The organism is Planococcus sp. APC 3906 (genome assembly GCF_030407685.1).
Lineage (GTDB): Bacteria > Bacillota > Bacilli > Bacillales_A > Planococcaceae > Planococcus > Planococcus koreensis.
Genome location: NZ_JASDCW010000033.1, coordinates 20,270 through 31,519, shown reverse-complemented (window position 1 = coordinate 31,519; position 11,250 = coordinate 20,270). Strand labels below are relative to the sequence as shown.

Genomic DNA, 11,250 nt, shown 5'->3' with positions numbered 1-11,250 from the left:
AATCAATTAATTTTTACCCTATTTAGAATGAACGTTCTAGATAGTGTTTGAATAATTTATACTTCGTAATTTCAATCAGACAAGGTGCCGGGGGAGAGAAAAATGGGCAGACATAAAGCTTTTGACGAAAAAGAAGTATTGAAAAAAGCGATGGAGCTTTTTTGGAAACAAGGGTACGAAAAAACGTCGCTGCAAGATTTGGTGGACCATATGGGAATTCATCGCAGAAGCATCTATGATACGTTTGGCGACAAACGAGCATTGTTTTTGATGTCTTTGGCTTATTATGAAGAGATGTTGACAAATGATCTGGTAAAGTTGATGAATGCTGGTGGACCAAGTAAACAGGCCTTAAGGGAAGTTTTTTCATTCACCTTAAATGCAGCGGAGTATTACCCAAAAGGTTGTTTAGCTGTCAATGCAGCTGTTGAATTATCCCTATTGGATAAAGAAATAGGACAGATTTCAACTGAGCTGTTTAAAAAAACAGAACGGGTATTTCGTTATCTAATAATGAAGGGACAAACAAGCGGCGATTTATCAAAGGAAATCGATCCGGATGCCATGTCCCGTTTTTTGCACAACAACCTGCTTGGACTAAGGGTATTGATAAAGACCAATTACACAAAAGAAGAACTTGAAAGCATTGTCGACCTAACACTTTCCGTGCTGGATTGACTTTCTTTTTCATCTATTTTAGAATGTTCATTCTAGAAATACTATCCTTAAATATTGAGTCGCACAATAACAAGTTTCCAGACTAAATAAGCTTAGAAAAAATTTGTTAATCCAAGAAGTGGAGGATTTAGGATGAAAGCATTGATGATTGAAAAGTATAAAGCGGACCCTATTATTGCAGAATTGCCGACTCCGGAAGCAGAAGATTTTGAAGTGCTGGTTGAAATACATGCAGCAAGTTTAAATCCTCTTGATACAAAGATCCGGAATGGCGAGCTGAAATTGCTCCTTGACTATAAGATGCCTTTGACTTTGGGCAACGATTTTGCAGGCAAAGTCATCAAGCTGGGGAATAAAGCGACAAAGTTTAAAGTTGGCGACGAAGTATACGGGCGTCCAAGAGCTGAGAAAATCGGGACTTTCGCGGAATATGTGGCAGTCCATGAAGACGATATCGCTTTGAAACCAATAAACTTGAGTTTCTACGAAGCCGCAGCCGTCCCTTTGGTGGGGTTAACTTCTTACCAGGCATTGCATGACATTCTCCAGATAAAAGCGGGACAAAAAGTGCTCATTCATGCGGGGGCTGGTGGAGTAGGAACTTTTGCGATCCAACTTGCGAAATCCATGGGAGCAACGGTTGCAACTACGGCAAGCGATGGCAGCGGGTTAGTGAAAACGCTTGGGGCCGATCGAGTGATCAATTACAAAGAAGAAAAGTTTGAAGATGTTTTGCATGAATATGACGCTGTATTGGATACCATCGGGGGAGCAAGCTTAGAAAAATCATTTGCAATTTTGAAAGAAGAAGGCCGTCTTGTTTCAGTTTCTGGAACGCCTACGGGCCGGTTTGCGGAAGAAAATGGATTAGGGATCGTTAAGAAAATCTTGTTTTCGTTAGCCAGTGCAAAACTGATGAAATTGGCGAGAAAAAACAATGTCCAGTACACGTTCCTTTTTATGAAGCCTAGTGCCGAGCAGCTGCAGGTGCTGACAAAACTGCTGGAAGCAGAAAAGATCAAGCCTGTTATTGATACGGTTTTCAGTTTTGAAGATGCTCAAAAAGCTTTGGCGTATTTGGAGAAGGGAAAAGCGAAAGGGAAAATCATTATAAAAATGAAATAAGTGAAAGCAAGCCAGTTAAGAAGGGGGAAGAATCATAGAAAAAAAGGCTGATGTGGATATTAGCAGCAAGCCTTTGCGCCAACGTTTATCTTGTTGCAGAAAAATATTGGCTTTCCCTGTCTACGCCAAACGAAAATGATGACGTTATTATTGGCGAAATGACTCAAATGATGCTGGAAACTGACGAATATCAGCGATTAGCGGGAAAGGAGACTGTCTACTCAATCACGGCAGGCGTAGATCGAAGTAAAGGTGGCAGTGAGCCCTACAATTATGTCGTAGTTGTAAAGACAGACAAGCAGGCGTATCTTTTCAGTTGCAGTGATGGAACTTGTTCCGATGTGGATATGATCGGTACGATATATTCCGATTATGCAGAAGACAAAACAAAGTTGCCGCTAAAAGAATGAGCCTGAAATTCTTCAATAAATAAGAAAGAATTTTCTAGTAATAAGGGTATAGAGTAATAGAGAGAAAAGGAGATTTGGCATAAATAAGTAGGAGGAGGTTTTCGGATGAAGTGGATATTTGGGTTGGTTGTCGGGTTGCTTGTTTTTCTCATCAGCAGTCTAGGATCCAGTTTATTGCTTCCGCCAGGGTTGTTTATCACTATTGTAACGGGGGGAGTCGGGAGTTTGCTGTTCCTGGTGTTGCTTGGCTATCGAAAAAACTTGCTGAAAAACGTTGGCTTGAGCATGATTGGCCTGGTGGTGGCGTTCTTGGTGGGATTCGGGATTGGAGAAGCTTCCTCGCTTCTTCCAATTGGCGACATCATGCCGAATGTTATTTTCTTCGTCACTGCAGCGACAGTTTACGGTACATTTATGGGACTGATTTTGCATGGCAAGAAAGAGCTTGGATTTTTCATTCTGACAAGTTTGATTGCAGGAGTTGTTCTCACCGCAATCGTCTTCCTGGCTGGATTAATGAAAGGGCAGTTCTGGAATGGCATCGACTTGAACTATATTGTTATCATGAGTACACTCGGAACGGTCGCAGGTTTGGCCATCGGACTTTATCAAGATAAACGAAAGCTGAAACAAAGTTCAGTTTGAATTAAACAGCGAAAAATCGGATTGCCCGAATTGGACTGAAACCCAAATGGCAGACACTTTTAAGAAGTGGCTCATTTGGGTTTTTTAATTCCCATGCAAAATTTTCATTTTTATTTGCAGTATTATTGGACCTATAAAGATGCGGAAAGTAGCAAGGCAGTTTTAGACAGCCAGGACCTATTTATGGATACAAAACAATAAAAGCAAACGAACAACGAGTATTCTAACCAGTTCAAGATGGATGGAGGTTTGGAATTTCCAAAAAGAGTGGGTTTTCTTTAAAAATTCTGCCTAATCAGTAGTTATTTAGACAGGCATCTTATGATAAAATATAACTGTTCCTATGGGAGAATACGGTAGCAAGCCAATGGCAACCGGTGTACCTTACCAAGTCGACTTAGTGTAAGTGCTGCGGTGAATCCAGACATCTTAAACCTAGCCGGCTAGTTGCTGATCCAAAAGATCAACGGGCGCAAAAGTTTGCAGCCGGTTGTAAACGACGTCCTGCCGATAGATTAAGAAGCGTTGCAAACGAGAGGGGCTAATTGTATGTTGGGTGAGAGAGATGAAGATGTGTTCGAGAAGAAGCCAGTAGAGAAACGCAGGCTTGGCGAACCGACAGGCGCATTTAAAGGTGCGGCCTGGGGTTCCCTGCTGATTGGGGTAGCGTCATATTTGATCGGGTTGTACAACGCGACAATGGAATTGAACGAAAAAGGCTATTATATTACCTTATTGATTCTCGGCCTGTACGCTGCCGTGTCGCTTCAAAAAGCAGTGCGTGACCGTGATGAAGGGATACGTGTCACGAACCTGTATTTCGGCATTAGCTGGTTTGCTCTGATTGCGGCGCTTGCGCTCATGGCGATTGGCCTGTTCAACGCGGGAAGCATCACGTTGAGCGAGAAAGGCTTTTACGGCATCTCGTTCGTCCTGAGTTTGTTCGCTGTGGTTACTGTACAGAAGAACGTTCGGGACACCGAAGAAGCGAACCAGGATAAGTAAATTACAAAAAAAGAAAACGCCTAACAGATTTCCTGTTGGGCGTTTTTCAGTATATGAAAGAGAATGGCTTTCAATAGGCTTTTCTTGTCTTATTAATTGGCTACTTTTGCTAAAGGTATGATGAAAATGCATTTCACTAGTAACTTCTTTTAGGAATGCTGATCCAAGGATTACAAGTTAGGCGGTGGCTCCTTAACCTTTTTGATCAAGGTATCAATGGCAAATCCATAGAGCAGTGCTAAAAGAAAATGGAGAGGCAGAAGGATAAAAAGTGCGTTAGCTGTTTCCGGCAAAAGAGAATGGAAATATGTAAATACAGGATCGATTACCGTCCAGACAAGAGATTTCGCAGGACGCGCAAACAATTCGAACGTGATTAACCCGAAACTTAAAAGCGGCAGCCAAAAAGAGAATTTATAGAAAAGCGCCATGTCTAACCTCCTTATTTGACAGAGCAAGGGAAAAATATCATAGAACTTCCTAATATTCTTCGTTTAAAAATTCTTCGATATGTTCTGCCAGCTCCTCTTTAAGTTCTTCCAAAGTTTCATCAACCAACATTCCAATAATTTTACTGCCCGGTATATTTGTTGAAACCTCTAACCCTAAAACGGTCCGTACGCATTGCCATATTGTAATCAGCTGCATGTTAATAAGATCGCCATCGGGAACGGCTTTTTCGGAGATGCCTATAACTATGCTAGACCGATATCCAGGCTGAAAATGATCATGGCCATCAACATCGAGACTAGCATAAAATTCAAGGTTTTTTTCTTCGAAGATGGAGCGGTTTTCTCGAAGTAAAATTCCACTATGTTTTTTCAAAGCTGCTTCCATGGCTTGAATATTTGCCTTAAGTTCTGGAGTGAAATCTTTCTCTTGATACTTCATAAGTAATCACTGCCTTTAATAATAGGATAATTTTGTTATTCTTCAAACAAACAGGAAATTCCTTCAAAAAAGAATGAAACCTTCAGGACTTCAAAATAACAGTCATTCTGAGATTTCTCTTGATATACATCAAGGTCTCGGCAGCCATCATGGTCTATATTAAAAGAAGAGGCGGCAGTAAGGAAAAAATAGCCTTTTATCAATTTACTGCATTTAAGAAGTTAACTGAAGTGCTTTGAGATTTATTTTCGAAATATTCAGATATAAATGTTATCATTAAAGTGCAGTAATTTTTATTAGATAAAATTTTAATCTGTACCTGATGTATATTCTCAAATCCATGAAAAGAGGATTGATATATTGTGGGAGAAGCAGCAAAAACGGTTATTTTAGAAATCGAACGCCGAGATACTCCTGATGGAGATTCTTATTGGGAAAAATTCGAGCTAGGGTATCGTCCGAACATGAATGTCATCTCTGCATTGATGGAAATCCGGCGGAACCCTGTGAATATGGAGGGTAAAAAGACGACGCCGGTTTCATGGGATATGAACTGCCTGGAGGAAGTATGCGGGGCATGCTCTATGGTCATCAATGGCAAAGCGCGCCAATCCTGTACAGCGTTAGTCGATCAGCTGGAACAGCCCATTCGGCTGCAGCCAATGAAAACATTTCCGGTTGTCCGTGATTTGATCGTCGACCGAAGTACCATGTTCGATACATTGAAAAAATTGAAGGCTTGGATTCCGATTGATGGAACTCATGATCTTGGCGAAGGTCCCCGCATGCCGGAACGCAAGCGCCAATGGGCGTATGAATTGTCCAAATGCATGACGTGCGGAGTTTGCTTGGAAGCATGTCCGAATGTCAATGACAAAACTGACTTTATCGGGGCAGCTCCCATTTCACAAGTGCGCTTGATGAATGCGCATCCCACGGGTGCCATGAATAAAGATGAGCGCTTGAATTTGCTGATGGGTCCAGGTGGGATCCAATTATGCGGTATGGCCCAAAACTGTGTGGAGTCCTGCCCGAAAGGCATTCCTTTGACAACGTCCATCTCGTCTATGAACCGTGATACGACAGTTCAAATGTTCCGCAACTTCTTTGGAAGTGACAGGATGGTGGATTAGGAAAGTAGATTGAAAAATACAGGAGCCGCATCGATGAGGGTATATGTTGTGCTTTCGGAAGAATAAATCAGCCGGTTTTCATTCTTGAAATAAAAGGAGGAAATTTGATGAGCCAAGAATCATGGTTGCCGACATTAAAAACGGATACACCTGAGGAAGGGTATAACTTAGCCGTCAAGTTAGCACGTAAAGCTGTGGGACTGACGCAGCCTGATGAAAATGTCCGTAAAAAATTACGTCCAGTTTACGCAAATAACGCGGATAGCCTTACACTCGCTTCGCAAGTCGTCGCTATCAATTTTCAAACAGTTGCTGCGGCCAATAATTACTGGAGAGACTAAGTGCCTTTATTCAATTTGAAATAAGTTGCTTGGTGGTTTTAAAAGTGCAGAGTGGAAGACCGTAACCAATCCCATATCAAAAAACCGGCGGAGAAAAAGAAATCCTTTTTCTCCGCCGGTTTTATATTTAAGTGCTTCTAAGACAAGCTTAATTTAGATATTGAGTTTATTTCGCTTCAGAAAAGATGGAATTTACGGCCATCTTCGCGATCGTCCCGTTGGACATGATAAACTTATCCACTTTAATGTGCGAGAAGCTTGCGAGATGTTCTTCCCGCTCCACTTCCACTGTCGTATAAACATCCGGAGACATTCTTTCGACAGTGGTGGCAATCAGCAGGGATTTCCCATCCGTCAGCATCTGATCATCGATCCGGTCATCTGCAAAAATCAGGACCGCTTTCGCTTGTTGGACATTTGCCTGCCGCAATACTTTTTCGTGCGTGGCATTTCCTCTGACATAGTGAATTCTCGTATTAGACTCTTTTGTTTTTTCCATCCGATCAATCACCACGATTTCGATTTGGTCATCTTGCCTCAGTATCTCCGCAATGGCATTTTCCGCTTTATATGACCAATCGATAATGACGATATGATTTTGCCCCTTGAACATCAACTCACCTCTTTCTTCGCGTTTTTTATGTAAGGACAGGCCTTCAATCGCTTTTCCGATGAATGAAGCAAACAATCCGATGCCGATTATGTATAGAAAAACAGCTGTAAAAATTCTTCCTGCACCGGTGGAAGGATAAAGGTCGCCGTAACCGACTGTAAGGATCGTCGTCATGGTGAACCACAATGAATCTGCATAATTGGTGAAAGTTGTCGGCTCGATTATCGGCAGCATCAACGTACTGAATGCAATTAGGATGATTGTACTGGCCGTAAGGATAAGCCAGGACAGGCTAGTCGCCTGGAGGTAAAGCCGGCGGAGTATAATCAATTCCATACCTCCTTTTTTACTTTTAGTATACACCATTGAATGTACTTGCCGGCTGCCCGGTTTTTCACTGGTCAACGCTTACCCTTTATGGGAGGCGACTTTTAGTTGTTTTTAATGGTGGAAATTAATGTTAATATATGGTTATAGTTGTTTGAATCCAATTAATGTAAAACCTTACCCGGTTTTTGAAAGTAGGGGATTAGATGTGCATGAAAATATAAGACAGTGGAAAAATCCGGCAGTATTGTTGGCTTCACTTGGTATTGCAAGCATCGGCGACTTTATTTACCTGGTTGCGATCAATATCATCGTTTATCAAATGACCGGCTCTGCAGCGGCTGTGGCCGGACTGTGGATTATCGGGCCGCTTGTCAATATCGTGACAAAGTTTTGGACAGGAAGCTTTATTGATTACCGTAGCAAGAAAAAGGTGATTATGGTCACTTATTTTTTAAGGGCGGGGCTTATTGCGCTCATTCCATTGGCACCTACTATCGCCGCCATCTACGCAATATTGGTTCTCTTAAGCATCGCCAAATCCTTTTTCGGGCCTTCTTCAATAACCTACACCACGATGCTCGTCCCTAAAATGAAGCGGAAACGCTTCAATGCAATCCGTTCTGTCACTTCTTCAGGAGCTTTTATCATTGGCCCAGCGATCGGAGGGACCTTGCTTCTGGTTTCGTCTGTTCACACAACCCTTTGGATAAATGCGATTTTCTTTGTGATTGCAGCGCTGCTTCTTGGGTGGCTTCCAGAGAAGGAATCAATTGACCGTGAATCGATTCCAGCGATGACCTTTGCTCAAGTATGGAGTGATTTTACAGTAGTAAAAGAGTTTATTTCCCAAAACAAATACATAGTCTTTATTTACCTAAGCTTCATACTGGTCATGATTTTTTCATTCGCCATGGATGCCCAGGAAGTCGTTTTTACGCAACAGGTGATCGGGTTGTCGGAAGTGGATTATAGCCTCTTGATCAGTATCACCGGTATCGGCTCAGTCAGTGGCGGCATTTTGCTTTCCGTCTTTTCGTCAAGATTCTCATTAAGGGCAATGATTGTGCTAGGGGTAATGATGACGGCAGCCGGCTACGTCATTTATGCGTTTTCGTGGTCATTCATGACCATTACGGTCGGATTCCTGATTTTAGGGTTTTTCAATGTATTCATGAATGCAGGAATCTCTACTTTTTACCAAAACAACATCCCAGTCCACCTGATGGGAAGAGTCACCAGTATATTTCAATTAATCCAGAGCGGCTTGCAGGTAATATTCATATTGGGAATCGGCATCTTGTCGGATTTAATTTCCTTGCGGATCACCATAGCCGCTTTGGCCATCATCATGCTCGGATCCGCTATCGTATTTTCTTACTTCGTAATGAAGCCGTTGAAAGCTGAATTCTTTCTGGAAGAAGATGCAGAAACAGAAGTGCTGGTTTAGCAAATGGCTTTCTTTTTTAAATAAATCGTTGGATTTGAATAAAAACTGGGATGTAATCAAAAGGCTGTTCATGTGTAAAACTGAAATTATGAGAGGAAGTGGAGCAACTGAGTTTGATGAAAATACAAGAAGAAATACAGTTTCAACAAATTACCGAGGAATTCGAAAATGAAGCCAGAGAGCTTGTTTTGAAGGGACTAGAAGAGCGTTTTGGATTTATCGATCCCAGTTACAATCCGGATTTGAGAAACATTATACAAAGCTATACGCGAGAAGGGGCTGTATTTTTAGTTGGCATTTATAACAGACGAGTTGTTTGTTCCGGCGCAATTTCATTTGAAACACAAAATGTAGGAAGAGTGGGTCGAATGTCTGTCCTTAAAGAATACAGAAGAGCAGGTGTTGCGAAACGGATGATTCATTGTTTGGAGTCGTGGGCCATTCAAAATGGCTATCAGCAATTGGTTCTGGAAACGAATAACGAGTGGCATAATGCAATCGAATTCTATAAGAACAGAGGTTACACTCTGAGTTTCAACTATGGCAAGTGCAGCCATTTTGTTAAGGATCTGCTTTAAGATCTTAAACGAAGTGGAAGATAGAGAAAAGGTAATGCGGTTCTTAAAAAACGAGATTTATACGAGTTTGATTTTAAATGTTAATAATAGAAATACTATTAATCTTATTTATTTAAGGTACTTCTAGATAAATCTATTCGCTTAAGAGTATAGGAATTAATCAAAGTACATAAAGAAAGGAAGAAGATTGACTTTGAACCCATTAACAGTGCAAAACTGGAATCTCGATTCATTATACGAAGGTGGAACCCGTTCTATTAAACTAAAACAACTCATAAATGGTTTGGCCGAGAACCTGCATATATTAGTCATAGATCTAGAAGCTCAAGAGCCTAAACTTAAAAACCAGGAGTTCCGAACACTTCTCAATATTATGGATCGTTTTCAATCTGTTTTGATCGAATGGCAAGAGCTGGATGAATTCGTGACGTGCTTGCATTCTGAGAATGTCAAAGACACTACTGTATTAACATTAATGGATAAAAGCGCGGAACTAAAAGCGATAATGGACACAGTAAAAATAGATTTGCATCATCTCTTAGCTGCGATGCAGGAAGATACATGGAATGAATTTATCAACTTAGAAGCAGTTAAACCGATTTCCTTTTATTTAAATAAAGAGAGACAGGCAATTAAGGATAGGTTGCCAAAGGAAATGGAAAAACTAATCAGCGACTTATCGGTTAATGGAATAAAAGGCTGGGAACAGCAGCAACAATTAATGCTATCAAAGTTGAGAGTTTCAATTGAGCTGGATGGAATAGAGACGGAAGTTTCTATTGGACAAGCCATGAACTATGCAATTCATTCAAAAAATCCGGGGTTGCGTAAGCTTGCAGCACAAGGAATTAACAATACATGTGAAGCCGAAGCTGACTCTTTTGCTTCCATTCTTAATCGAATTGCAGGATCCCGTTTAGACGTTTACGAACAACGCGGCTGGCCAAATATTTTAAAGGAAGCTGTTGAACAAAATGACCTCAATGAAGCAACTATAGATGCTGTACTGGCTTCGATCAGCCAGAACAAAGACCTCTATCAAGCTTATATTCAAAGAAAGGTGAAGTTGACCGGATCCGGGGAAACAAGTTGGTTCGATTTGGCTTCGCCCATATTTGCATCTGCAGAAAAAGTATCTTATGCCGAGGCAAAAAGCATAATCATTAAGCAGTTTAATCGCTTTAGCTCAAAGTTAGGCTCGTTTGCAGAGAAAGTATTCGCTGAGGGCTGGGTTGAAATGGAAAATCGTGCAGATAAAGCAGAAGGTGGTTTTTGTGCTTCTATGCCATTAGCCGGGGAAAGCCGAATATTTTTCACATACCGAGAGACCTACCAGGATGTCGTAACCTTAGCGCATGAAATAGGGCATGCCTATCACAATTTCATCCTTCAGGGAGAACCGGCTTTAGCTCAACAAAAAGGTACAAGCATTGATGAGACAGCCTCTACTTTCATGGAAAACCTTGTGCTTGATGCCGTAATCAATCAGACAACAAATGAACAAGAAAAACTCGCTCTTCTTGAAATGAAAATCAAAAACGGCCTAATGTATGTTGGAACGGTTCCAAATATGTTTCTGTTTGAACAGAAATTTTATCGAAAAAGAAAAGAAGGGTTAGTAACAGTCGATGAAATACAATTTTTGTTGAGCGAAGTTGAACATGCCTTCTACGAAGGTGAGATTGAAAATTTGGGTCTCTATAAGTGGATGTATATCAGCCATTTTTATGATGCGGAAATCCCTTTTTATAATATTCCCTATACTATTGGCTATTTATTCAGCAGCGGAATTTATGAAATGGCCCGAGCAGAACCAAATGGATTTGCAGAGCGATACGACAGCCTATTGCGCGATTCCGGAAGAATGACAGTAGAACAATTGGCACAAACATTTTTAGATGCAGATATTTCCACAAGTGAATTTTGGAATACTTCTCAACAATCGTTAAGAGAAGCCATTGAGGAGTACTTAAGATTGACAGAAAAGTATTGATAAGAAAAATATAGCACCTATTAAGTTTGAGATAATGTGATTAGGAATCAAAAATGATGCA

General features: G+C 41.0%; 13 protein-coding genes. 10 read left to right on the top strand and 3 right to left on the bottom strand.

Annotated elements, in window-relative coordinates; genetic code table 11:
- Positions 1 to 102: 102 nt before the first annotated feature.
- From QMA09_RS15095 to yiaA, 5 genes are all read left to right on the top strand, one after another.
- A complete protein-coding gene (locus QMA09_RS15095; RefSeq protein WP_290213691.1) occupies positions 103 to 678 on the top strand; it encodes a TetR/AcrR family transcriptional regulator in 576 nt (191 codons plus the stop codon).
- 132 nt (positions 679 to 810) lie between these two features.
- Positions 811 to 1,803 carry an NADP-dependent oxidoreductase gene (locus QMA09_RS15090; protein WP_290213690.1) on the top strand — a complete coding sequence of 331 codons (993 nt, stop codon included), beginning with the start codon at positions 811 to 813 and terminating at the stop codon, positions 1,801 to 1,803.
- 50 nt (positions 1,804 to 1,853) lie between these two features.
- On the top strand, positions 1,854 to 2,213 hold the full coding sequence (locus QMA09_RS15085) for a hypothetical protein (protein WP_290213689.1): 360 nt from the start codon (positions 1,854 to 1,856) through the stop codon (positions 2,211 to 2,213).
- Between the two features lie 105 nt (positions 2,214 to 2,318).
- Complete coding sequence (locus QMA09_RS15080) at positions 2,319 to 2,858, top strand: hypothetical protein (protein WP_290213688.1); 540 nt, start codon at positions 2,319 to 2,321, stop codon at positions 2,856 to 2,858.
- Between the two features lie 549 nt (positions 2,859 to 3,407).
- Positions 3,408 to 3,863, top strand: a complete 456-nt coding sequence (gene yiaA / locus QMA09_RS15075) for an inner membrane protein YiaA (RefSeq protein WP_135504860.1) — start codon at positions 3,408 to 3,410, stop codon at positions 3,861 to 3,863.
- A gap of 170 nt (positions 3,864 to 4,033) precedes the next feature.
- Here yiaA and QMA09_RS15070 read toward each other — a convergent pair whose 3' ends face one another.
- Both QMA09_RS15070 and QMA09_RS15065 read right to left on the bottom strand, forming a co-directional pair.
- On the bottom strand, positions 4,034 to 4,294 hold the full coding sequence (locus tag QMA09_RS15070; RefSeq protein ID WP_290213687.1) for a hypothetical protein: 261 nt from the start codon (positions 4,292 to 4,294) through the stop codon (positions 4,034 to 4,036).
- Positions 4,295 to 4,343: 49 nt separating this feature from the next.
- Positions 4,344 to 4,754, bottom strand: a complete 411-nt coding sequence (locus QMA09_RS15065) for a hypothetical protein (RefSeq protein WP_290213686.1) — start codon at positions 4,752 to 4,754, stop codon at positions 4,344 to 4,346.
- Positions 4,755 to 5,116: 362 nt separating this feature from the next.
- Here QMA09_RS15065 and sdhB point away from each other — a divergent pair, with 362 nt between their 5' ends.
- Both sdhB and QMA09_RS15055 read left to right on the top strand, forming a co-directional pair.
- Positions 5,117 to 5,887 carry a succinate dehydrogenase iron-sulfur subunit gene (gene sdhB / locus QMA09_RS15060; protein ID WP_290213685.1) on the top strand — a complete coding sequence of 257 codons (771 nt, stop codon included), beginning with the start codon at positions 5,117 to 5,119 and terminating at the stop codon, positions 5,885 to 5,887.
- A 107-nt stretch (positions 5,888 to 5,994) separates the two neighbouring features.
- Positions 5,995 to 6,228: a hexameric tyrosine-coordinated heme protein gene (locus QMA09_RS15055; protein ID WP_290213684.1), complete on the top strand. Its 234-nt coding sequence runs from the start codon at positions 5,995 to 5,997 to the stop codon at positions 6,226 to 6,228.
- Between the two features lie 166 nt (positions 6,229 to 6,394).
- Here QMA09_RS15055 and QMA09_RS15050 read toward each other — a convergent pair whose 3' ends face one another.
- The gene (locus QMA09_RS15050) at positions 6,395 to 7,171 is read right to left on the bottom strand and encodes an ion channel (RefSeq protein ID WP_290213683.1); all 777 of its coding nucleotides are present in this window, start codon (positions 7,169 to 7,171) and stop codon (positions 6,395 to 6,397) included.
- Between the two features lie 205 nt (positions 7,172 to 7,376).
- On the opposite strand from QMA09_RS15050, the gene QMA09_RS15045 reads away from it, so the two are divergent.
- The 3 genes from QMA09_RS15045 (at position 7,377) to QMA09_RS15035 (ending at position 11,189) form a co-directional block, all read left to right on the top strand.
- Entirely contained in the window at positions 7,377 to 8,618 is a 1,242-nt protein-coding gene (locus QMA09_RS15045; RefSeq protein WP_290213682.1) for an MFS transporter, read from the top strand.
- 116 nt (positions 8,619 to 8,734) lie between these two features.
- Positions 8,735 to 9,196 carry a GNAT family N-acetyltransferase gene (locus QMA09_RS15040; protein ID WP_290213693.1) on the top strand — a complete coding sequence of 154 codons (462 nt, stop codon included), beginning with the start codon at positions 8,735 to 8,737 and terminating at the stop codon, positions 9,194 to 9,196.
- Positions 9,197 to 9,389: 193 nt separating this feature from the next.
- A complete protein-coding gene (locus QMA09_RS15035) occupies positions 9,390 to 11,189 on the top strand; it encodes a M3 family oligoendopeptidase (protein WP_290213681.1) in 1,800 nt (599 codons plus the stop codon).
- Positions 11,190 to 11,250: the final 61 nt, after the last annotated feature.

Excerpts from the sequence above, each read along its gene's own strand:
- QMA09_RS15095 (WP_290213691.1), top strand. The coding sequence starts at position 103 with ATGGGCAGACATAAAGCTTTTGACGAAAAAGAAGTATTGAAAAAAGCG.
- QMA09_RS15090 (WP_290213690.1), top strand. The coding sequence starts at position 811 with ATGAAAGCATTGATGATTGAAAAGTATAAAGCGGACCCTATTATTGCA.
- QMA09_RS15085 (WP_290213689.1), top strand. The coding sequence starts at position 1,854 with ATGTGGATATTAGCAGCAAGCCTTTGCGCCAACGTTTATCTTGTTGCA.
- QMA09_RS15080 (WP_290213688.1), top strand. The coding sequence starts at position 2,319 with ATGAAGTGGATATTTGGGTTGGTTGTCGGGTTGCTTGTTTTTCTCATC.
- yiaA (WP_135504860.1), top strand. The coding sequence starts at position 3,408 with ATGTTGGGTGAGAGAGATGAAGATGTGTTCGAGAAGAAGCCAGTAGAG.
- QMA09_RS15070 (WP_290213687.1), bottom strand. The coding sequence starts at position 4,294 with ATGGCGCTTTTCTATAAATTCTCTTTTTGGCTGCCGCTTTTAAGTTTC.
- QMA09_RS15065 (WP_290213686.1), bottom strand. The coding sequence starts at position 4,754 with ATGAAGTATCAAGAGAAAGATTTCACTCCAGAACTTAAGGCAAATATT.
- QMA09_RS15055 (WP_290213684.1), top strand. The coding sequence starts at position 5,995 with ATGAGCCAAGAATCATGGTTGCCGACATTAAAAACGGATACACCTGAG.
- QMA09_RS15040 (WP_290213693.1), top strand. The coding sequence starts at position 8,735 with ATGAAAATACAAGAAGAAATACAGTTTCAACAAATTACCGAGGAATTC.